The following is an 18,567-nucleotide window of genomic DNA, read 5'->3' on the forward strand; positions in this document are numbered from 1 at the left end:
ATGACGATCACGACGATCACCCCTGCCCCGGACCCCCGACTGGCCGCCGTGTGCGCGCTGTCCGTGCCGGCCGCGCGGGACGGCGCCGGGCGGCACGAGTACGACGGCACCGTGCAGGACCTCTCCCCCGACGGGGTGCGCCGCGGCCTCGCCGCCCTGGGCGGCCCGCCCGGCACCGCGCCGTACCCGGACCCGCACGACGAGGCCCACGCGACGGCCGCCGAGCAGGCCCTCCGGGTCCGCTTCGGCGAGCTGGAGCTGCACCGCAGCAATCCGCTCTGGCACATCGAGAACCTCGAACTGTCCGGCTACGACCGTCCGTACGCGCCCCGGCCCGAGCGGGACGCGGCCCGGCAGGCGCATCTGCGGCAGTGGCCGGACGCCGTGGACGCGGCCGTCGAGGCGCTCGACCGGGTGCCCGCGCCGCTGGCCGGGGCGACCCTGCCGCTCGCCCGGGGCCTCGGGTCCCTTCTCGACCCCGAGGGCGGGCCGGTCCACATGGCTGCCGCGCGGGCGCACGCCCGGCTGGTGGCCCACCTGGAACGGGCCGCCGCCGACGGCCCGCCGTCCGCCGCGCTCGGCGGCCCCGCGCTCGCCCGGCTGCTCGGCGCGGCCGAGGCCTGCACCGTGGACCTTCCGGCGCTGACCGCCAGGGTGGACGCCGAACGGGACCGGCTGCGTGCGCTGCTCGACGAGGCGCTGCGCCGCGTCGACCCCGGGGCCGCGCCCGCCGACACGGTGCGGGCCCTGCAGGCCGACCACCCCGATGCCGACGGTCTGCTCGCCGAGTTCACGGCACTCGTGGCGGAGGTGTCCGACTGGACCGCCGGGCTCGACCTGGTGCCGCACCACGACGTCGAGGTCGTCGTCGAGGCCATGCCCGACTCGCAGCGCCGGGCGCTGGCGGGCCTGTTCGCGTCCGCTCCGTACGAGGCCGACGCCCCCGCGGGCTTCCGCGTCTCCCTCCCGGGCGACGGCTGGCCGGAATCCGAGCGCACCCAGTGGCTGGCGACCGGCTTCAACCGGACCCTGATGCCGAACATGGCCGTGCACGAGGTCGCACCCGGGCACGCCAGCCACGGCCTGGCGCTGCGCCGGGCCCCGAGCGCGGTCCGCCGTACCCTCCACTCCGAGGCGTTCGTCGAGGGCTGGGCTCACTACTGCGAGGAGCTGGCCCTGGAGCAGGGCTTCCGGGCGGGCGATCCGCGGGTGGCCGTCGCGGTCGCCCAGGACGCGCTGCGCCGGGTGACCCGCTTCGCCTGCGCGATCGGACTGCACACCGGGGCGATGACCGTGGCGGACGCCGCGGCCCGGTTCACCGCGGACGTCTCGCTGGCCGGTCCCGCCGCGCGGCACGAGGCGCAGCGCGGGCTGTTCGACCCCACCTACGGCCGGTACACGTGGGGCAAGTTCGCCGTGCTCGACCTGCGCGAGGAGGCAGCGGAGCGGTGGGGCAGCGGCTTTTCGCTGCGCCGGTTCCACACCGCCCTCTTCGACCTCGGCGCCCCACCGCTGGGGCTGCTGCGGACGGCCCTGGAGCGCGGGTGACCTCGCTCGCCGGGTTCGTGGCGGCCGCGCTGGTGCTGGTCGCCGTGCCCGGGCCGAACCTGGTCTACATCGTCACGCGCAGCGTGCAGGACGGCCGGCGGGCCGGACTGGTCTCGGCGCTGGGCGTGGAGACCGGGACGTTGGTGCACGTCCTCGCCGCGGTCGGCGGGGCGGGCACCCTGATCGCGGATCATCCGCTCGCGTTCGCCGTGCTGCGTCGGGTGGGTGCCGGGTACCTGGCGTACCTGGGGGTGCGGGCGTTGCTCGGACGGCGGGGTCGTGTCGGGGGCGACGGTGGGGGTTCTGGTGGTGGTGCCGGTGGGGCCGATGAGGACAGTGGGGTCGGTGCTTCGGAAGGGGGTGCGTCCGGGGTGGGGGCTTCAGGGGCGGGGCGTCCCGCTCGGCGCCGGTTGCTCCGGGTCTACCGGGACGCGGTGGTGGTCAACGTGCTCAACCCCAAGGTGATCCTCTTCTTCCTGGCCTTCCTCCCGCAGTTCCTGCCGTCCGACCTGGCTCCCGGACAGGCCCGGGTCCGGATGCTGCTCCTCGGCGTGGTCTTCCTGGCCGTGGCGCTCGTGCTGGACCTGGGGTACGCGTTCCTCGGTGCGGCCCTCGCCGGCCGGCTGCACGGCACCCCGCGCCGCGAGCGGCGGCTGCAACGGCTGGTGGGCGGCGTCTACCTCGGGCTGGCGGCCCTGGTGTCCGTATGACACCGGGTCCGTGCGGGACGACCCCGGGTCCGTGCGGGGCGGGCCGGTTCCGCGCCGCACGCGGTCAGCGGCCCCGGGGGAAGGCGGCGCGCAGGACGGGGCCGCGGGTGAGGAGGGCGACGCGCAGGACGGGCAGCATGCAGACGGTCTGCATCACCGCGTACCAGAGCGGGCAGACGCCCGGGACGAAGTCGACGCCGATGATCGCGATCGGCATGACGACGGTGACGGCGCTCACGCGCTCGTAGGCCCGGCGGGAGCCGCGGGAGGCGGCGACGGTGACCCGGTGGACCAGCAGGGCGGTCAGGGGCAGCAGGGCCGCCCGGACCCACATGAAGCCGTTCACGGTGTGTCCGCCGCCCGCCACCACGACGACCGCCAGCAGGGCGGCGGCGGTCAGGGCGCCGTAGAGCGTGGTGCAGCGCTTCGCCATGGTGAACGCCTCGTGGGTGCGGGGGGTGTCGAGGGCGGCCGGGCCGGTCGTGGTGTGCGTCTCGGTTTCCATGGCATCGACGCTAGGGAGCACCGGAAAGGTCCGGTACGGGCCTGGCCCCACGGGTGGGTGGGGCCAGGCCCACTGCGCGGGGGCCCTGGCTTGCGGTTCGTCCGCTCGTCCCGTCACTCGGCCCGTAGGGCGGCCAGGCGTTGCTCGAAGGGGATCAGGGTGGCGGCGGTCGTGGCGTGGAGCGAGGTGATCGCGCCCGTGAGGGAGCGGGGGGCGATCGCGGCGGCGGTGTCCACGTCCGGGGTGGTGGGGTGGCTGGTGGGGTGGGCCGCGGGGGACATGAAGCGGGCCAGTTCCGCGCCGGCGCGGGTGATGCGCCGGGCCAGGCCGTCCTCGCCCCAGTCCTCCGAGGCCGCGTAGACCGCGGTCGGCAAGACGAGCGCGCGCAGGTGGCTGAAGAGCGGGCGCAGGGCGTGCTCGGTGACCAGGGAGTGGCGGGCGGTGCCGCCGGTCGCGCCGAGGAGCACCGGCTTGCCGGTGAGGGCGTCCTTGTCGATCAGGTCGAAGAAGGACTTGAACAGGCCGCTGTACGAGGCCGCGAAGACCGGTGTCACGGCGATCAGGCCGTCCGCGGCCGCCACCGCGTCGAGCGCGGCGGCGAGGCGGGCGGGCGGGAAGCCGGTGACGAAGTGCTGGGCGATCTCCGTGGCCAGGTCCCGCAGCTCGATCACCTCGGGTTCGGCGTCCACGCGGGCGAGGGCGGCGGCCGTGAGGCGGTCGGCGAGCAGGCGCGTGGAGGAGGGCGAGCTCAGTCCTGCGGACACGACGACGAGCTTCATGCCCGGGCCTCCTTCCGGGTGGTGTCCTGGGCGGCCGCCACGCGGGCGGCGTGGGTGGGGGCGTCCGGTACGCCGGCGGGGCGGAGGTTGGCGAACTCCTTGCGCAGGACCGGTACGACCTCTTCGCCGAGGAGGTCGAGTTGCTCCAGCACGGTCTTCAGGGGCAGCCCCGCATGGTCCATCAGGAACAGCTGGCGCTGGTAGTCGCCGGCGTACTCGCGGAAGGACAGGGTGCGCTCGATGACCTGCTGCGGCGAGCCGACGGTCAGCGGGGTCTGGGAGGTGAACTCCTCCAGGGAGGGTCCGTGGCCGTACACGGGCGCGTTGTCGAAGTACGGGCGGAACTCGCGCACCGCGTCCTGCGAGTTCCTGCGCATGAACACCTGGCCGCCGAGTCCGACGACGGCCTGCTCGGGGGTGCCGTGGCCGTAGTGGGCGTAGCGCTGCCGGTACAGCTCGACCATCTGCTTGGTGTGGGAGGCGGGCCAGAAGATGTTGTTGTGGAAGAAGCCGTCGCCGTAGTACGCGGCCTGCTCGGCGATCTCCGGCGAGCGGATGGAGCCGTGCCACACGAAGGGCGCGACGCCGTCCAGCGGACGGGGGGTCGAGGTGAAGGACTGCAGCGGGGTACGGAACTTGCCCTTCCAGGTGACGACGTCCTCGTCCCACAGGCGGCGCAGCAGCGCGTAGTTCTCGACGGCGAGGTCGATGCCGTCGCGGATGTCCTTGCCGAACCAGGGGTAGACCGGTCCGGTGTTGCCGCGGCCCATCATGACGTCGACGCGGCCGTCCGCGACGTGCTGGAGCATCGCGAAGTCCTCGGCGATCTTGACCGGGTCGTTCGTGGTGATCAGCGTCGTCGACGTGGACAGGATCAGGTTCTCGGTGCGTGCGGCGATGTAGCCGAGCATCGTCGTCGGCGAGGAGGGGACGAACGGCGGGTTGTGGTGCTCGCCGGTGGCGAAGACGTCGAGGCCGACCTCCTCGGCCTTCTGCGCGATGGCGAGCATCGCCTTGATGCGCTCGTGCTCGCCGGGCACGCGTCCGGTCGTCGGATCGGCCGTGACGTCACCGACGGTGAAGATCCCGAACTGCATGGCTCCCCTTCCCAAGGTTGTTTACGATTCAACTATACCCGGGAACGGGAGGTGCGGTCGGGGTATTCCCGAGGGGGAGGTTGCCGGTGGAGCAGATGGAGGCCTTCCTCGGTGCGTGGGATCTTGAGCCCGTGGCGGCGCGGGTGGCGGCCGAGCGGCTCCACGGCCGCGGGCGTCGCCACCGGTCGGGGGCATGACGGCGACCACGGTCGCGATCCCGCCCCTGCCCCCGCCCGCGGGGGGACGCACCGGTCGGGCAACCGCGGGCGGGTGTTCGGGGATGTGTGGGGCGGGGGCGGCGGGGGATAATCGGCCGCATGATCGTGCACGGCGGTGGTGAGCAGTCCCGGTCCGACCAGCAGGTGCTCCGGGAGCGGTACGCGCGGCGACTGCCCGCGTCGCTGGACAAGCTCGCCGGCCCCCGCGGCGGCCTGGTGGAACTGCCCGGGCACGTGGCCTGGTCGGGGCTTCGGACCTTCGACCTGGACCGGCCCAAGCTGCGGATGGGGATGTACCGCGTCGTACTGGCCGAGGGGCAGCACGAGGACCTCCTCCACCTCCTGGACCGCGACCTGCTGATCGAGCAGTGGCCGGTGCTGCGCACGCTCGTCAGCCGGCACGTCCGCGCCGTGTGGGAGGACGCCTTCCCCGACCTCTCCCCCGCCGGCGGGGCGGGGCCCACGGCTGCGTGAGGCTCACCGACCTGCACGCACGGCTCCTCGCCGCCGTCGTCGACATCGGCTCCGACTACCCCCTGGTCCTGGCCGGCGGCTACGCCGTCCAGGCCCACGGCCTGGTCAACCGGCTCAGCCAGGACCTCGACGTGGCCACCCAGGACCCCACCCCCATGGCCGACATCGCCGCCCGCCTGGAGTCCGGGCTCGTCCGGCGCGGCTGGCGGGTGCGGGTGATCGACGTCGACCCGCTCGCCGCGAGGCTGATGGTCACCGACGGGGAGGGCGGCGAGGACTGCGAGGTGGACGTCCTCAAGGAGCACTTCTGGACCGCCCCGGTCGACACGGAGCACGGGCCCGTCCTCGCGCTCGACACCGTGATCGGCACCAAGGTGCGCGCCCTCGCCGACCGCGGCACGCCCCGCGACCTGATCGACGTCCACGCCGCGAACCGGCTCCACGACCTGCGCGAGCTCGAACGCCTCGGGGCCCGGCACGCCCGCGACGACGGCTTCCACCTCGAAGACCTCCACGACCGGCTGGCCGGCGCCGACTGGATCGACGACGAGGAGTTCGCGCGCCACGGCCTCGACGGGCACGGCATCACCCGGCTCCGGGCCTGGGCGGCGGACTGGGCCGCCGACCTCGCGCGACGTCTCCCCGACGATTCCGGCGCCCACGACTCCGGCGCTGCCTGAACGGCCGCCGGGGCGGCGCACACCGGCGGGGTGCCGGGGACGCCGCCCGCGGGGGGGGGAGCGGAAGGACGGATCAGCTGGGGTCGCGGTCGAAAACCGTCTTGGACCAGCGGTAGCCGAGGGCCGCGAGGGCGAGTGACCAGGCGAGGGCGAGCCAGCCGTTGTTGCCGATCTCGGTGCCGAGGAGGAGGCCGCGGAGGGTCTCGATGGCCGGGGTGAAGGGCTGGTACTGGGCGATCGGCTGGAACCAGCCCGGCATCGCGTCGATCGGGACGAAGGTGCTGGAGATGAGGGGCAGGAAGATCAGCGGGAGGGCGTTGTTGCTGGCGGCCTCCGCGTTCGGGCTGATCAGGCCCATGCCGACGGCGATCCAGGTGAGTGCCAGGGCGAAGAGCACGAGCAGTCCGAAGGCGGCGAGCCACTCGAGGGCGGTGGCGTCGGTGGAGCGGAAGCCGATGGCCACGCCGACGGCGCCGACGAGGACCACGCTGGCGACCGCCTGCAGGACGCTGCCGACGACGTGCCCGATGAGGACGGAGCCGCGGTGGATCGCCATGGTGCGGAAGCGGGCGATGATCCCCTCGGTCATGTCGTTGGAGACGGAGACCGCGGTGCCGATCGTGGTGCTGCCGAGGGTCATCAGCAGCAGGCCCGGGACGACGTAGGCGATGTAGTCGGAGCGGTCGGCACCGCTGCCGCCGATGCCGGCGCTCATCACGTCCCCGAAGACGTAGACGAAGAGGAGCAGCAGGACGATCGGGGTGAGGAGGAGGTTGAGCGTGAGGGAGGGATAGCGCCGGGCGTGCAGGAGGTTCCGGCGCAGCATCGTGGTCGAGTCGCGTACGGCGAGGGAGAGGGAGCTCATCGGGACTGCTCCTTGGGCTGGTTCGGCTGGGTGGGGACGGTGGCGGCGGTCAGGGCGAAGAAGACGTCGTCCAGGTCGGGGGTGTGCACGGTGAGCTCGTCGGCCTCGATGCCGGCGGCGTCGAGTCGGTCGAGGACGGCGCGCAGGTCGCGCTGGCTGCCGTCGCTGGGGAGTTGGAGGGCCAGGGACTCGTCGTCGCGGGCGGCGTCGGGGAGGGCGGCGGCCGCGTGGCGGTGGGCGGCGGGATCGGAGAAGCGGAGGCGGACGTGGCCGCCCGGGACGAGGCGCTTGAGCTCGTCGGCGGTTCCTTCGGCCACGATCCTGCCGCCGTTCAGCACGGCGATGCGGTCGGCGAGTTCGTCGGCCTCCTCCAGGTACTGGGTCGTGAGGAAGACGGTGACGCCGTCGGCGACGAGCCGGCGGATGATCTGCCACATGGTGTGGCGGGAGCGCGGGTCGAGGCCGGTGGTCGGCTCGTCGAGGAAGATGATCCGCGGGTTGCCGACCAGGGTCATCGCGATGTCGAGGCGGCGCTTCATGCCGCCGGAGTAGGTCGAGGCGGGCTTCCCCGCGGCCTCGGTGAGGTCGAAGCGGTCGAGGAGTTCGGCGGCGACCCGCCGCCCTTCGGCCTTGGAAAGGTGGTGCAGGTCCGCCATGAGGAGCATGTTCTCCTCGCCGGTGATCAGGCCGTCGACGGCGGAGAACTGGCCGGTGACGCCGATCGCGGCGCGGACGGACTGCGGGTCGGTGGCGATGTCGTGGCCCGCGACCTGCACCTGTCCGCCGTCGGCGGTGACGAGGGTGGACAGGATCTTCACGGCGGTGGTCTTGCCGGCGCCGTTCGGGCCGAGGAGCGCGTACACCGTCCCTGCCGGGATGCGCAGGTCGATGCCGTCGAGGACGGTCTTGTCGCCGTAGGACTTGCGCAGGCCGAGGGCGGAGACGGCGGCCGGGGACGAACCCCTGGGGGTTGATGGCGTGGGCATGACAGAAGTCGGCACGGGGGCCTCCGTTCGAAGGCTGGGGCGGGTGGGGTGGGCTGGTGGGTCGGTGGGCCCCGTGGCGCGTGGGGGCCGGTGGAGCGTGGGGGCCGGAACGGGCGGTCAGGCCTTGGCGCGCAGGAGGTCGATGTTGCCGTGCCGGGTGCGGGCGTGGATCTTGACGGTGTCCTCCGTCTCCCCCGGCGTCTCGGCGGCCGTGAGCATGTTGCGCACCTGCCCGGAGCCCGAGCGGACGTCGAGCCAGGCGGCCGTCCCCTGGCGGATGCCGACCTCGATGGCGCCGTAGGAGGTCTCCAACTGGACGCTGCCGCGGGCCACCTCACCGACGCGCACGGTGCCGTGGGCGGTGGTGGCGGTGACCGAGTCCTCGGCGCGCCGGATCTCGATGTCGCCGTGCGCGCCGCTCACCCGGAGCTCGCCGGTCGCGGCCCCGACGGTCGTGGTGCCGTGCGAGTTCTTCAGCACGGCGGGGCCGTCGAGCAGGCCGACGCGCAGGCTGCCGGAGCTGGTGGTGATCTCGGCCGGGCCCTCGACGCGGTCCAGGGTGATCGAGCCGTGCGAGGCGGTCAGCTTCAGCGGCCCGGTCTCGTCGAGGCGGACGTCGCCGGACGAGGTCTTCACGGTGACCTCGCCGAGCAGGCCCTCGCCGAGCACCTGGGCCCAGGCACCGGTCATGTCGACGCGTGAGCCGGCGGGCAGTTCGACCGTCACGTCGACGGTGCCGGGGCGGCGGAGCGAGTTGCGCTCCTTGGGCGTCCGTACGGTCAGGACGCCGCCGGCGTAGGCGACCTCGGTCCGGTCCGCCGTCCGTACGTCCCGGTCCTTCTTCGGGTCGCGCGGCTGCACCTCGACGACGGTGTCGGTGCGGTCGCCCGCGGTGAAGCGGATGGAGCCGGCCTCCACGTGGGCGGTGACCGAGATCGGTGCGGGCGTGTCGAAAGAAGGCATGGCTGTCCCGTCCTCTTGGGTCGTGGCGACGTCCCTGCTGGTGGGACGTGGTGTGGGTGGGCGAGTAGAGCGGGTGGGCGAGTGCGCGGGGCGGGGTGGCGGTGCGGGTGTCCGCTAGCGCACCCAGCCGGTGATGCTCTGACCGACGGTCTGGGTCCTGTTCGTCGTGCGCGGCCTGCCGCCCTCGTCGACCGCGGCGGAGACGGCCCGCACGAGCCACGCGTTGACCGACAGGCCCTCGCGGGCCGCCGCCTCCTCGGCGCGGGTCTTGAGGTGCGCCGGCAGCCGCAGGTTGACGCGGGCGGTGCCGCCCTCGTCGGCCTCGGTCGGGAGGGCGGCCCTGAACGGTTCGGCGGGCGCGGCCGGCTGCGCGGGGGCGCCGCCCTCGTCGGGCGGCAGCGTCACCACGAAGTCGGGGTCGAGACCGCGCAGTCGTACGTCGACCGAGCCGGGGGCGAGTTCGCGGGTGATCTCGTCCATCGCGGCGGAGAGCACGTTGAGCAGGGTCAGCCGGGTCGCCGACTCCAGAGGAGCGGTGAGCCTCTCGGCCAGCTCGCGGGCGTCCTCCCCGCCGGCTTCGGCGGCCACCGCGAGTTCGCGGCGCAGGGTGTCGACATACGGGGTCAGGTCCATGGCGTCATGATGGCACCACAATGGCGCCATGCGCAAGCCCTTGCGGTGTCACGCGGGAGCGAGCGGCGCCAAGAAGGGTCTTGACCTGCGGAAACGAAGGGACGGATGGGTGCATTGATGCGGTCACGGGGGTGCGCCGCCCCCTCGGAAGGCGCGGGAATGGCGCCACGTGATGCCAGGTGATGCCACATGGCGCCATTCGGTGCCATGCGGTGCCACTCGGCGCCGCATGGCACCAACCGTGGGCGGCCGGCGCCATGCGGCGCCGGTGGGTGCCGGTCGCGGCGCCGGCTCCGCCAGCCCCGCCGGCACCGTGCGGGTCAGCCGAAGTCGGGGATCGGGTGGTCGGGGGTCAGGGCGGCGGCGATGCGCTGGGCGATGGTGTGGGCGGTGTGGCCGTCGGGGGCGTCCGGGCCCTGGGTGGTGGAGACGGCGATGGCGAGGTGTCGGGACGGGAGGTAGGCCATGGAGGCGGAGTAGCCGAAGAACAGCGGGTGCTGGGAGATCCAGTCGCCCAGGACGACCACGCCCATGCCGTAGTGGGTGGCCTCGGTCTGCGCGAGGCAGATCGCGGCGGGGCACTTCTTGGTGGCGTGGCCCAGGCCCACCGTCCCCGGGTCCAGGAGTTCCCGGTACGAGGCCGGCGAGAGCAGCTCGCCCGAGCCGATGCCGACCGCCGAACGGGCCAGGTCGCAGATGTCGGTGGTCTCCACGGCCCCGGGGGCGGTGGTCCACGAGGGGTTCCAGAAGGTGGACTCCTCGTAGGTGCCGCGGTCGTCGGTGAAGGCGTGCAGGACGGGCCTCGGGATGTCGGGCGTGAAGCTGTTCGCGGTCTGGTGCAGGCCGAGCGGGCGCAGGATCTCGCGCTGCAGGAGGAGGTCCAGGCGGGTACCGGTGATCTTCTCCAGCGCGGCGCCGAGGAGGACGAAGTTGGCGTGCGAGTAGTTCCAGTTGGTGCCCGGGTCGTACCAGGGCTCCTGGCCGGTCGAGATGGCGACCAGCTCGTCGGCCGTCCACTGGCGGAACGGGTTGGCGCCGACGGCCTGCTGGAAGCTCGGGGTGGTGACGTAGTCACGCAGGCCGGTGGAGGAGTTGGCCAGCATGCGCAGGGTGACCCCCTCGGTGTGGGGGATGCCGGGCAGCCAGCGGGAGATCGGGGCGTCGAGGTCGGCCCTGCCCTGGTCGACCAGGCGCAGGAGGGCGGTGCCCATGTAGCTGATGGCGATGTTGCCGTTGCGGAAGTGCATGTCGGGCTCGGCGGGAACGCCCGTCATGGACTCGCCGAGCGCGGTGGTGATCAGCTCGCGGCCGTTCTCGGTGACCCGCAGGACCACGGACTTCAGGTCCATCTCCTGCCGGGCCTGCTCGGCGATCCGCAGGACCTCGGCGGCCCGGCCGCGGGCGGGCCGCCGCGAGTCGGCACAGTGCCGGCGGTGGTCGCCGTCGCCCGCCGGGGCGCCGGCGGCCGTGACCGGGGCGCTGAGGGCGAGGAGCGCGGTGGCCGTGGTCAGCGCGGCGAGGGCGGTGCGGGCCGTCGCGGTGGCACGGCGCGGTCGTGAGGTCCTGCGGGTGGGGCTCATGGCCGGAGTATCGGGCGGCCGTGGCGCCGCGTCGGCCCCACCGCGGACCGACCCGCGTGAACATCACCCGTCAGGACCGCGGCCCTGGTCGGGGGGCTACGGGGTGGTGAGGAGGGCGTCGAGGGCACGCATGTCGTGGGAAGACGGTGGTGGCGGGGCCGGCGAGGCGTTCGGGCGGGGTGGGACCGGCCGCGTACGCGAAGGCGCGCATGCCGGCGGCGTCGGGGGGCGGCCCGGGGGGCCACCGCGTCGACGGTCAGGGGGGCGGCGAGGGTGGGCGGGCGGGGGCTGCGGCGGGTGGTTCGGGGCGGTGTCCACGCTGCCGGGCCGGGGCGGTGGTCAGAAGGCGAGGGTCAGGGCGGCGAGCGCGCCGGCGAACACCACGACGTGGCGGGCCTTCTGGAGGATCCAGACCCAGGCGGGGAAGCCGGACTCGGCGGCCTTGAGGAGGGCGGGGACGTCGATGCGGGCGAGGGCGGGGTCGTTCTTGCGGGCGAAGGCGGACCGGACGGACTGCGCGGCGGTCAGATTGCTGTAGAGGATCACGACGTTGACGGCCAGGATGACCGCTCCGACGATCCAGGCGGCGGTGCCGGCCCAGGAGACGCCGGCGAGGGTGAGGACGCCCGAAGCGGCTGCCGCGGTGGCGATGGTGACGGGGGCCCAGGTCTCGTGGCCGCCGGCGTCGAAGCGCATGCCGTTCTCGGCGAGCACGGTCCTGCGGACCCCCTGGCGGTCGAGTTCGGCCTCGGCGCGGGCGGTGGCGGTGGCGCCGTAGCGGCTGCGGACCAGGGGGATGCTCAGGAAAGCGGCGGCGACGAGGAACTGGAGCACGGCGATCAGGGTGGTGTTCATGGCGGGCCTCTCTCCGGCGACTTGAACTAAGTACAAGAGGAGGGTAGGTGCGCTCCTGAACTAAGTGCAAGACCTTTCTTGAACTTTGTGCAGGGCGAGGTTCGGCGCCTATCGTGACGCCATGGCACGCGAGAGACTCACCAAGGAACAGATCGTCCGCACGGCCGTGGAGCTGCTCGACGAGGAGGGCCTGGAAGGCCTCAACATGCGCAGCCTGGGCAAGCGGCTCGGCACCGTGGCGACGGCCGTCTACTGGCACGTGAAGAACAAGGACGAGCTGGTCCTCCTGGCCGGGGACGCGGTGTGGGACGAGGTCTCGCTGCCGGACCTGGACGTGGTCGACTGGCGCGCGGCGGCCGAGGCGATGGCGCAGGGGCTGTACGCGATGCTGGTGCGACACCCGTGGCTGGTGCAGGCGTTCGGCTCGTACCTCTTCTACGGACCGGGCAAGGCGCGGCACGACGACCACACCCTGGCCGTGTACGAGCGGGCCGGCTTCACGGGGGCACCGGCGGACCGGGCGGCGGCCGCGGTATTCACGTTCGTCCTCGGCAACGTGCTGGGCGCGTCGGCCTCGGCCTCGCTGACCCGGCGGCTGGCCCGGGAGGGCGATCCCGCGGAGCTCGTCAAGGACACGCTGGCCAGGGCCGCCGAGGTGGCGGAGGGGTACCCCCGGCTGCGGGCGAGGCTCGGCACGGCGGCGGCGGAGTACAACGCGGCACCCGAGGAGACCTTCGAGCAGGGCCTTCGGATCCTGCTCAACGGGCTGGAGGGGGAGCTGACGGACTAGCCCGTCACGAGGCGGGACAGGAGGAGGTCGAGGCGGCGGGGGGCGTCCGGGGCGGGGAGGCGGCCGGAGCGGGTGAGGGCGGCCAGGCCGTGGAGGGAGGACCACACGACCTCGACGAAGAGCGCGGGGTCGGCGTCGCCCGCGGCCGGGGCGAGGGTGTCGAGGAGGGCGGCGAAGGCCTCGCGCAGGGGGGCGGGGGTGGCCGCGTCGGCGAAGGGCAGGCCGGTGTCCATCAGGAACATGGCGTCGTAGAGGGCCGGGTTGCGCCCGGCGAAGTCGACGTAGGTCCGGGCGAGCGCGGCGGCCGCCGGGGGGCCGGGCGGGGTGTCGGCGACGGCGCGGCGGATGGCCGTGGCGAGTTCCGCGAAGCCCTCCAGGGCCACGGCGGCGACGATCTCCTGCTTGCCGCGGAAGTGGCTGTAGAGGACGGGCTGGCTGTACTCGATGCGCTCGGCCAATCTGCGGGTGGTGACGGCGTCCCAGCCGTCGGCCTCCGCGAGTTCGCGGGCCGTGGTGATGATCAGCTGATGGCGGTGGGCCCGCTCGCGTTCCTTGCGCTCCTGGACTGACATGCCTTCATGCTAGCACCGCTAGACATCAGAGCACAGGTAGGTCTAGTGTCGATACAAGACCTAGCGTTGCTAGAAAATGTCCTTGGAGGGGCGTTGTCATGGGTGTTCTGAGTGTGGTCACCGTGGTCGTGGTCGGGATGCTGGTGGGCGTGGAGTTCGCGGTCGCGGCGTTCGTGAACCCGATCCTGAGCCGGCTCCCCGCGGAGCACAGCCTCGCCGCCCGCAGCGACGGGGCACGGCTGCTCGGCAGGGTCATGCCGTTCTGGTACATCGGGTCGATGGTGCTGGGCGGCGCGTGGGCGGCCGCTGCGTGGGGCGGCGGCGGGTCGGGCCTGGTGATCGCGGCCACGGGGCTGCTCGTGCTGAGCGTGGTGATGTCGGTCCTGCTGCTGGTGCCGATCAACTCCCGTGCGGCGCGGTGGAGCGAGGGGGACGTGCCGGCGGACTGGCGGGAGCAGCTGGGTCGCTGGGACCGCCTCCACTTCGTCCGGGTGGCCGTGATCGTCGGGGCGTTCGTCCTGCTGGTGGTCGGGCTGGTGTGAGGCGGGGGCCGGCGGCCGTTCGGGGCGTACGGATCGGTCGGGTCGGCCCGCGTGCGGGGCACCGCGGGCCGACCCGGCGGGTCCGGAGCAGTCGTGGGACCGCTCCTACGCCTCGCAGTTGAAGACGGTGTCCGCGGTGCCCGGCCCGGCGTCGCAGGTGTCGGTGTCCGTCCCGCCGTCGAGGAAGTCGGTGCCGGGGCCGCCGTAGAGGGTGTCGGGGCCGGCCTGGCCGCGGACGACGTCGTTGCCGCCGGCGGTGCCCACGGGGGCGTCTCCGTCGAAGTTGGCGTTGTCGCCGAAGACGGCGTCGGCGCCGCCCCCGGCATCGATGACGTCATGGCCGGCCGAGGTGACCGAGGCGTCGGCGACCGAGCTGTCGCCCACGAGGATCTCCCCGGCGGCCCCGCCGACGATGCGGTCGTTGCCCGCGCCCCGGGCCCGGCCGCCCGCGTCCGGGTCGCCGATGTTGTGGTCGCCGAGCGCGAACACGCCGCCGTCGGGCCCCATGTCCAGCAGGTCGTCGCCTCCGGCACCGGAGGCCCCGGTGATGCCCTCGCTGTCGCCGATGAGGTTGTCCCCGGCGCCGCTGCCGCCGCGCAGGACGTCGTCGCCCGCGCCGGTGGCGGACCCCTGGAAGGGGGAGGCCGAGTCGCCGAGGAGGCCGTCGTCCCCGGCTCCGCCGTCGATGAGGTCGTCGCCGCCGCCCACCGCGTCGCCGCCGAAGGCGACGCTGTCCCCTGTGATGTGCTCGTCGTCGCCGGCACCGCCGTAGATGCGGTCGTGGCCGCCGCCGCGGGCGGTGCCGCCGGAGTCGCTCTGGGAGTCCCCGACGAGGTAGTCGGCGCCGGGACCGCCGTCGACGAGGTCGTTGCCGCCGCCTTCGGCGTCGCCGCTGCCGGTCAGCGAATCGCCGATCAGGTCGTCGTCGCCCGTGCCGCCGCGCAGTTCGTCGTGGCCGCCACCGCGGGCGGGGCCGGCCTCGACGGCGAGGTCGCCGCGGAGGGCGTCGTCGCCCGCGCCGCCGTCGAGGTGGTCGTCGCCGGCACCGCCGATCAACACGTCGTCGCCGTCCAGGCCGCAGATGCGGTCCCGTCCCCCGCGGCCGTCGATGGTGTCGGCCGCGGCGGAACCCACGATGACGTCGTCGCCGGGGGTGCCCGTGAGGGTGCCCGTGCCGGTGAGGGTCGCCGGCAGGCCGAAACAGGTGGGGGGTGCGGCCGCGGCGGCCGTCGGCAGGGCGGCGCCGAGCAGCGCCGCGGTGAGGAGTCCGGCCGTGAGGGTGCGGGGCATGGGGGTCCTTGACGGTGCGTCGGAGGAGGTGGGTCCGGGGAGGTTGCCCCGTCGCCGGTCCGGTGCATGCCGCGGCTGGGCCGGTCGGACCGGCTCTCCCCCGGTTCGGCGTACGCACGGGCCGCCGCAAGGGGGGCGTCGGCGTGGCGTGCCCGCCCGCCCCGGGGCCCTCCCACGGCCCGACTCCCCCACCGGTACGACCTGGCCGACGGCGCATCCGCCGGGGCGGAACCCCGCCGCCGTGACGGGCGGTTCGGGGAGCACGCGGTGCTCGAGCGCCCGGAAGGCGACCGGTGCCCCGCTGCGGACCCTAGGGCGCCCCTTCCGGGTCGACGACGCGGGCGAGGGCGCGGAGGCCGGCGACGACCTCGGCGCCCGTGGGGGCCCGGTCGGGGTCGGTCAGGCACTGCGTCATGAGGCCCGTCATCAGAGCCATCTGGACGGTGCCGAGCGTGCGGGCCGTCGTGTCGTCGACCGCCCGTTCCTCGGCGCCGGTGAGGACGGCCGCCACACCGCGCCGGCCGCCGTCCTGGCCCCCGGCGAGGTAGCGGCGCAGTTCGTCGGAGTGCTCGGCCTGGACGAGCGCCTCGAGCGAGGCCAGCCACAGGGCGCGCCGGGTGCCGAAGGACTCGATCAGCGCGTCCCACAGGGCCGCGTACCGCTCGGCGGACGTGGCGCCGTCCGCTCCGAAGGCGGCCAGGGTGCGGCCGGTGTGCGTGGCCCATTCGTCGATGGCCTCGATGAGCGCCGCGTTCAGCAGTGCCTCGCGGGACCCGAAGTGGTAGCCGATGGCGGCCATGCTGACCCCGCCCGAGGCGGTGGAGATGTCCCGGACGGTGGTGCGGGCCCAGCCCTTGTCCTCCAGACAGCGGCGGGCGCCGGCGAGCAGGTCTTCGCGATTTCCCATGGTCCGGATGCTAGTCCGGCCTCGGGCGACCGCATCAGGCGCTCGCCTGAGACATGAGATCTATACAACTGTATTGCGCGTATGCCCAAGTCGTGTCTACGCTGGTGGCACACCAAGCAGACGGGGGAAACGAAATGACCGAGCAGAGCACCGCGCCCACGACCGGTACCGCCACCCGCGCCGAGCTGTCCCTCGCCGGACGCCGGCTGTCGTACGTCGACTTCGGCGGCACCGGCCGCCCGTTGGTCGCGCTCCACGGGCACCTGTCGGAGGGCGCCACGTTCGCCGGACTCGCGGCGGCGCTGGGCCCCGAGTGGCGGGTCATCGCCCCGGACCAGCGGGGGCAGGGCGAGTCGGAGCGTGCGGCCGACTACACCCGCGAGGGCTACCTCGCCGACCTGGAGGCCCTGCTCGACCACCTGGGCCTGGCCGACGTGGTGCTGGTCGGGCACTCGCTGGGGGCCGTCAACGCCTACCAGTACGCCGCCCGCCGCCCCGAGCGGATCCGCGCGCTGGTGAACGTCGAGGGACCGGTCGAGCTCGGCCTGGACGGGTCGCACCCCCTCGCCTTCCTCCTCGGGCTGGCGTACGGGGCGGCCACCCGCGAGGCACTGGTGGAGAAGCTGGGCCCGGCGGCCCCGTTCTTCGCCGACCGGCTGCGCCGGACCCCCGACGGCGGCTGGCGGCTGCCCTTCCACCCGCGGGACATGTACGACTCCGAGGAGAACGTGCACGGCGACCACTGGGCCGACTGGACCGCCACCTCCTGCCCCGCCCTGCTGGTGCACGGCACGAGCGGCGTGATCCCGGCCGAGCAGGTGCGCGGCATGGTCGAGCGGCGGCCCGGCACCGCGGCGGTGGAGCTGGCGGGCGACCACCTGGTCCACCTCGGCGCGGCGGAGGCCTTCGGCGCCGAGGTCCGGGGGTTCCTGGCCGGGCTGTGACACCGGTCGAGCAGCGCCGGCGCGGCGCGGCGGGCGGCCTCGGCACGACGGGCGGCCGCCGTGGCCGGGTCAGTCGCGCAGGGCCGTGAGTTGGCGGAAGAGGGCGAGTTCGGTCTCGTCGAAGGGGACGTCGGGGCGCAGGCGTTCGGGGTGCCCGGGCGCCGGCCCGCACGGTTCCACCGGCGGGGTCCACACCCACATGGCGCCCGCGGCGGCCAGGGTCCGGTAGACGGCCCGCAGCGGTCGGATCGGAATCATGGGCGGGGTTCTCCCTCGGGTGGCCGGGATCGCGGTTCGGGACCTCGCGATCCTCACTCGGCTCACTCGACGTACTGCGGAGACCTGCTCGAGGTCTCCTTGCGCGTGCGGCGCTGCGCCCACAGCGCGACCACGGCGGCCAACAGCGTGACCAGGCCTCCCGCGTACAGGCCGGAGCGGGCGCCGAAGTGCTCGCACAGCTGCCCGATGAGCAGCGCGCCCAACGGGGTGGTGCCCTGGAGGATCAGGGTGTACAGGGCCATGACCCGGCCGCGGAAGGCCGGGTCGCTGCCCAGCTGGATGCGGTGGTTGGCGGTCTGGGCGAAGGACACCGAGGCGAAGCCGGTGGCGGCGAGCAGGACGACGGCGGCCGGGAAGGACGGCGCGAGGCCGGCGGCCGTCTCGAAGACGCCGAAGGCGAGGGCGGATCCGGTGACGAGGGCGGCGCGCGGACGCCCGCGGCGGGCGGTGCTCGAGATGGCGCTGAACAGGGACCCGATGGCCACGGCAGTGGTCAGCAGGCCGAAGCTCGCGGCCCCGGTGTGGAACACGGTCTTGGCCATCAGGGGCAGGGTGAGGGGGAAGTTGAAGCCGAACAGGCCCACGACCGCCGCCAGGGCCAGTGGCATGACCAGGTCCGGCCGGCTGGTGACGTGCCGCAGGGCGTCGGTGATCCGGGCGTCCTGGTGGGAGACCGGCGAGCGGTGCAGTTCCTCCGGACGCATCATCAGCAGGCCGACCACGGTGGCCAGGTAGCTGAAGGCGTTGAGGAGCATCACGGTGCCGACGGAGCCCGTGCCGCTGATCAGCAGACCCGCTATGGCAGGGCCGATGATCCGCGCGGCATTGAAGTACGCGGCGCTCAGCGCCGAGGCGTTGGGCATCAGGTCGGAGCCCACGAGCTCGGCGACGAACGACATGCGGGTGGGCATTTCCACCGCGGCGACGGCGCCTAGGGCGGCCGCCGCGACGAGGATGACGCCCAGGCCGGCCCGGCCGGAGAGGACGGCCAGCGCGAGCAGCAGTGACACGGCCCCGGCGGCGAGGTTGGCCATGACCAACAGCCGGCGCTTGTCGTAGCGGTCGGCGAGCCGGCCCCCGTAGAGGGTGAGCAGGAGCGTCGGGGTGAACTGCGCGACGGTGACGAGCCCGAGGGCCGTGCCGGAGTCGCCGGTGAGGGACAGGACGAGCCAGTCCTGGGCGACGATCATGATCCACGTGCACATCACGGACACCAGCTGGCCCATGACGAAGAGCCTGAAGTTGCGGACGGACAGGGAGCTGAACACGGCCGGGCTCCGTGGTGTGGGTTCCGAGGACGGGACAGGACCGACCGTCTCCAAGACGACCGGAGATCGGCTGGAAGACCGG

General features: G+C 73.8%; 21 protein-coding genes. 7 read left to right on the forward strand and 14 right to left on the reverse strand.

Translation table 11 applies throughout. The annotated features are described in order from the left end of the window. Both ACIQCH_RS18960 and ACIQCH_RS18965 read left to right on the forward strand, forming a co-directional pair. Positions 1 to 1,548, forward strand: a complete 1,548-nt coding sequence (locus ACIQCH_RS18960) for a DUF885 family protein (protein ID WP_402582206.1) — start codon at positions 1 to 3, stop codon at positions 1,546 to 1,548. Next, complete coding sequence (locus ACIQCH_RS18965; protein WP_402582208.1) at positions 1,545 to 2,258, forward strand: LysE family translocator; 714 nt, start codon at positions 1,545 to 1,547, stop codon at positions 2,256 to 2,258. The genes ACIQCH_RS18960 and ACIQCH_RS18965 overlap by 4 nt, the downstream gene beginning before the upstream one ends. Positions 2,259 to 2,322: 64 nt before the next feature. On the opposite strand, the gene ACIQCH_RS18970 is transcribed toward ACIQCH_RS18965, so the two are convergent. The 3 genes from ACIQCH_RS18970 to ACIQCH_RS18980 all read right to left on the reverse strand — a co-directional run bounded on the left by ACIQCH_RS18970 (position 2,323) and on the right by ACIQCH_RS18980 (position 4,639). Then, complete coding sequence (locus ACIQCH_RS18970) at positions 2,323 to 2,763, reverse strand: hypothetical protein (RefSeq protein WP_402582210.1); 441 nt, start codon at positions 2,761 to 2,763, stop codon at positions 2,323 to 2,325. 113 nt (positions 2,764 to 2,876) lie between these two features. Next, a complete protein-coding gene (locus ACIQCH_RS18975; protein WP_402582211.1) occupies positions 2,877 to 3,542 on the reverse strand; it encodes a CE1759 family FMN reductase in 666 nt (221 codons plus the stop codon). After that, positions 3,539 to 4,639, reverse strand: a complete 1,101-nt coding sequence (locus tag ACIQCH_RS18980; RefSeq protein WP_402582213.1) for an LLM class flavin-dependent oxidoreductase — start codon at positions 4,637 to 4,639, stop codon at positions 3,539 to 3,541. Before ACIQCH_RS18980 ends, ACIQCH_RS18975 begins: the two co-directional genes overlap by 4 nt. Positions 4,640 to 4,956: 317 nt before the next feature. Here ACIQCH_RS18980 and ACIQCH_RS18985 point away from each other — a divergent pair, with 317 nt between their 5' ends. Both ACIQCH_RS18985 and ACIQCH_RS18990 read left to right on the forward strand, forming a co-directional pair. Continuing rightward, positions 4,957 to 5,331 (forward strand): hypothetical protein, encoded by a 375-nt coding sequence (locus ACIQCH_RS18985; protein ID WP_402582214.1) that lies wholly within the window; start codon positions 4,957 to 4,959, stop codon positions 5,329 to 5,331. Further along, the gene (locus ACIQCH_RS18990; RefSeq protein WP_402582216.1) at positions 5,328 to 6,011 is read left to right on the forward strand and encodes a nucleotidyl transferase AbiEii/AbiGii toxin family protein; all 684 of its coding nucleotides are present in this window, start codon (positions 5,328 to 5,330) and stop codon (positions 6,009 to 6,011) included. The genes ACIQCH_RS18985 and ACIQCH_RS18990 overlap by 4 nt, the downstream gene beginning before the upstream one ends. A 73-nt stretch (positions 6,012 to 6,084) precedes the next feature. Here ACIQCH_RS18990 and ACIQCH_RS18995 read toward each other — a convergent pair whose 3' ends face one another. The 6 genes from ACIQCH_RS18995 to ACIQCH_RS19020 form a co-directional block, all read right to left on the reverse strand. After that, a complete protein-coding gene (locus tag ACIQCH_RS18995) occupies positions 6,085 to 6,876 on the reverse strand; it encodes an ABC transporter permease (RefSeq protein ID WP_402582217.1) in 792 nt (263 codons plus the stop codon). After that, positions 6,873 to 7,862 carry an ATP-binding cassette domain-containing protein gene (locus ACIQCH_RS19000; protein WP_402582218.1) on the reverse strand — a complete coding sequence of 330 codons (990 nt, stop codon included), beginning with the start codon at positions 7,860 to 7,862 and terminating at the stop codon, positions 6,873 to 6,875. Before ACIQCH_RS19000 ends, ACIQCH_RS18995 begins: the two co-directional genes overlap by 4 nt. A 117-nt stretch (positions 7,863 to 7,979) precedes the next feature. Then, positions 7,980 to 8,825: a DUF4097 family beta strand repeat-containing protein gene (locus tag ACIQCH_RS19005; RefSeq protein ID WP_402582220.1), complete on the reverse strand. Its 846-nt coding sequence runs from the start codon at positions 8,823 to 8,825 to the stop codon at positions 7,980 to 7,982. 114 nt (positions 8,826 to 8,939) lie between these two features. Then, positions 8,940 to 9,458 carry a toxin-antitoxin system HicB family antitoxin gene (locus ACIQCH_RS19010; RefSeq protein ID WP_402582222.1) on the reverse strand — a complete coding sequence of 173 codons (519 nt, stop codon included), beginning with the start codon at positions 9,456 to 9,458 and terminating at the stop codon, positions 8,940 to 8,942. A gap of 320 nt (positions 9,459 to 9,778) precedes the next feature. Next, complete coding sequence (locus tag ACIQCH_RS19015; RefSeq protein ID WP_402582223.1) at positions 9,779 to 11,038, reverse strand: serine hydrolase domain-containing protein; 1,260 nt, start codon at positions 11,036 to 11,038, stop codon at positions 9,779 to 9,781. Positions 11,039 to 11,377: 339 nt separating this feature from the next. Further along, a complete protein-coding gene (locus tag ACIQCH_RS19020) occupies positions 11,378 to 11,893 on the reverse strand; it encodes a hypothetical protein (RefSeq protein ID WP_402582225.1) in 516 nt (171 codons plus the stop codon). Between the two features lie 121 nt (positions 11,894 to 12,014). On the opposite strand from ACIQCH_RS19020, the gene ACIQCH_RS19025 reads away from it, so the two are divergent. Beyond that, positions 12,015 to 12,683 carry a TetR/AcrR family transcriptional regulator C-terminal domain-containing protein gene (locus ACIQCH_RS19025; RefSeq protein ID WP_402582227.1) on the forward strand — a complete coding sequence of 223 codons (669 nt, stop codon included), beginning with the start codon at positions 12,015 to 12,017 and terminating at the stop codon, positions 12,681 to 12,683. Here the strand turns inward: ACIQCH_RS19025 and ACIQCH_RS19030 are convergent. Next, positions 12,680 to 13,255 carry a TetR/AcrR family transcriptional regulator gene (locus ACIQCH_RS19030; RefSeq protein ID WP_402582229.1) on the reverse strand — a complete coding sequence of 192 codons (576 nt, stop codon included), beginning with the start codon at positions 13,253 to 13,255 and terminating at the stop codon, positions 12,680 to 12,682. The genes ACIQCH_RS19025 and ACIQCH_RS19030 overlap by 4 nt on opposite strands. A 98-nt stretch (positions 13,256 to 13,353) precedes the next feature. Between ACIQCH_RS19030 and ACIQCH_RS19035 the strand changes: the two genes are divergently transcribed. Next, on the forward strand, positions 13,354 to 13,797 hold the full coding sequence (locus tag ACIQCH_RS19035) for an anthrone oxygenase family protein (RefSeq protein WP_402582230.1): 444 nt from the start codon (positions 13,354 to 13,356) through the stop codon (positions 13,795 to 13,797). A gap of 105 nt (positions 13,798 to 13,902) precedes the next feature. On the opposite strand, the gene ACIQCH_RS19040 is transcribed toward ACIQCH_RS19035, so the two are convergent. Both ACIQCH_RS19040 and ACIQCH_RS19045 read right to left on the reverse strand, forming a co-directional pair. Then, positions 13,903 to 15,087: a calcium-binding protein gene (locus ACIQCH_RS19040; RefSeq protein WP_402582232.1), complete on the reverse strand. Its 1,185-nt coding sequence runs from the start codon at positions 15,085 to 15,087 to the stop codon at positions 13,903 to 13,905. A gap of 310 nt (positions 15,088 to 15,397) precedes the next feature. Then, positions 15,398 to 15,994 carry a TetR/AcrR family transcriptional regulator gene (locus tag ACIQCH_RS19045; RefSeq protein ID WP_402582233.1) on the reverse strand — a complete coding sequence of 199 codons (597 nt, stop codon included), beginning with the start codon at positions 15,992 to 15,994 and terminating at the stop codon, positions 15,398 to 15,400. 134 nt (positions 15,995 to 16,128) lie between these two features. On the opposite strand from ACIQCH_RS19045, the gene ACIQCH_RS19050 reads away from it, so the two are divergent. Beyond that, the gene (locus tag ACIQCH_RS19050) at positions 16,129 to 16,938 is read left to right on the forward strand and encodes an alpha/beta fold hydrolase (protein ID WP_402582235.1); all 810 of its coding nucleotides are present in this window, start codon (positions 16,129 to 16,131) and stop codon (positions 16,936 to 16,938) included. Positions 16,939 to 17,007: 69 nt separating this feature from the next. Here the strand turns inward: ACIQCH_RS19050 and ACIQCH_RS19055 are convergent, their stop codons facing one another. Next, positions 17,008 to 17,196, reverse strand: a complete 189-nt coding sequence (locus ACIQCH_RS19055; RefSeq protein WP_402582237.1) for a DUF6059 family protein — start codon at positions 17,194 to 17,196, stop codon at positions 17,008 to 17,010. Between the two features lie 62 nt (positions 17,197 to 17,258). Next, positions 17,259 to 18,485 (reverse strand): MFS transporter, encoded by a 1,227-nt coding sequence (locus ACIQCH_RS19060; RefSeq protein WP_402582239.1) that lies wholly within the window; start codon positions 18,483 to 18,485, stop codon positions 17,259 to 17,261. Positions 18,486 to 18,567: the final 82 nt, after the last annotated feature.

It is taken from the genome of Streptomyces sp. NPDC093225 (assembly GCF_044753805.1).
Taxonomy (GTDB): domain Bacteria; phylum Actinomycetota; class Actinomycetes; order Streptomycetales; family Streptomycetaceae; genus Streptomyces.

Excerpts from the sequence above, each read along its gene's own strand:
- ACIQCH_RS19020 (WP_402582225.1), bottom strand. The coding sequence starts at position 11,893 with ATGAACACCACCCTGATCGCCGTGCTCCAGTTCCTCGTCGCCGCCGCT.
- ACIQCH_RS19015 (WP_402582223.1), bottom strand. The coding sequence starts at position 11,038 with ATGAGCCCCACCCGCAGGACCTCACGACCGCGCCGTGCCACCGCGACG.
- ACIQCH_RS19005 (WP_402582220.1), bottom strand. The coding sequence starts at position 8,825 with ATGCCTTCTTTCGACACGCCCGCACCGATCTCGGTCACCGCCCACGTG.
- ACIQCH_RS19000 (WP_402582218.1), bottom strand. The coding sequence starts at position 7,862 with ATGCCCACGCCATCAACCCCCAGGGGTTCGTCCCCGGCCGCCGTCTCC.
- ACIQCH_RS18960 (WP_402582206.1), top strand. The coding sequence starts at position 1 with ATGACGATCACGACGATCACCCCTGCCCCGGACCCCCGACTGGCCGCC.
- ACIQCH_RS19035 (WP_402582230.1), top strand. The coding sequence starts at position 13,354 with ATGGGTGTTCTGAGTGTGGTCACCGTGGTCGTGGTCGGGATGCTGGTG.
- ACIQCH_RS18985 (WP_402582214.1), top strand. The coding sequence starts at position 4,957 with ATGATCGTGCACGGCGGTGGTGAGCAGTCCCGGTCCGACCAGCAGGTG.
- ACIQCH_RS19040 (WP_402582232.1), bottom strand. The coding sequence starts at position 15,087 with ATGCCCCGCACCCTCACGGCCGGACTCCTCACCGCGGCGCTGCTCGGC.
- ACIQCH_RS19050 (WP_402582235.1), top strand. The coding sequence starts at position 16,129 with ATGACCGAGCAGAGCACCGCGCCCACGACCGGTACCGCCACCCGCGCC.
- ACIQCH_RS18970 (WP_402582210.1), bottom strand. The coding sequence starts at position 2,763 with ATGGAAACCGAGACGCACACCACGACCGGCCCGGCCGCCCTCGACACC.
- ACIQCH_RS19010 (WP_402582222.1), bottom strand. The coding sequence starts at position 9,458 with ATGGACCTGACCCCGTATGTCGACACCCTGCGCCGCGAACTCGCGGTG.
- ACIQCH_RS19030 (WP_402582229.1), bottom strand. The coding sequence starts at position 13,255 with ATGTCAGTCCAGGAGCGCAAGGAACGCGAGCGGGCCCACCGCCATCAG.
- ACIQCH_RS18975 (WP_402582211.1), bottom strand. The coding sequence starts at position 3,542 with ATGAAGCTCGTCGTCGTGTCCGCAGGACTGAGCTCGCCCTCCTCCACG.
- ACIQCH_RS18995 (WP_402582217.1), bottom strand. The coding sequence starts at position 6,876 with ATGAGCTCCCTCTCCCTCGCCGTACGCGACTCGACCACGATGCTGCGC.
- ACIQCH_RS18980 (WP_402582213.1), bottom strand. The coding sequence starts at position 4,639 with ATGCAGTTCGGGATCTTCACCGTCGGTGACGTCACGGCCGATCCGACG.
- ACIQCH_RS19055 (WP_402582237.1), bottom strand. The coding sequence starts at position 17,196 with ATGATTCCGATCCGACCGCTGCGGGCCGTCTACCGGACCCTGGCCGCC.
- ACIQCH_RS19025 (WP_402582227.1), top strand. The coding sequence starts at position 12,015 with ATGGCACGCGAGAGACTCACCAAGGAACAGATCGTCCGCACGGCCGTG.
- ACIQCH_RS19045 (WP_402582233.1), bottom strand. The coding sequence starts at position 15,994 with ATGGGAAATCGCGAAGACCTGCTCGCCGGCGCCCGCCGCTGTCTGGAG.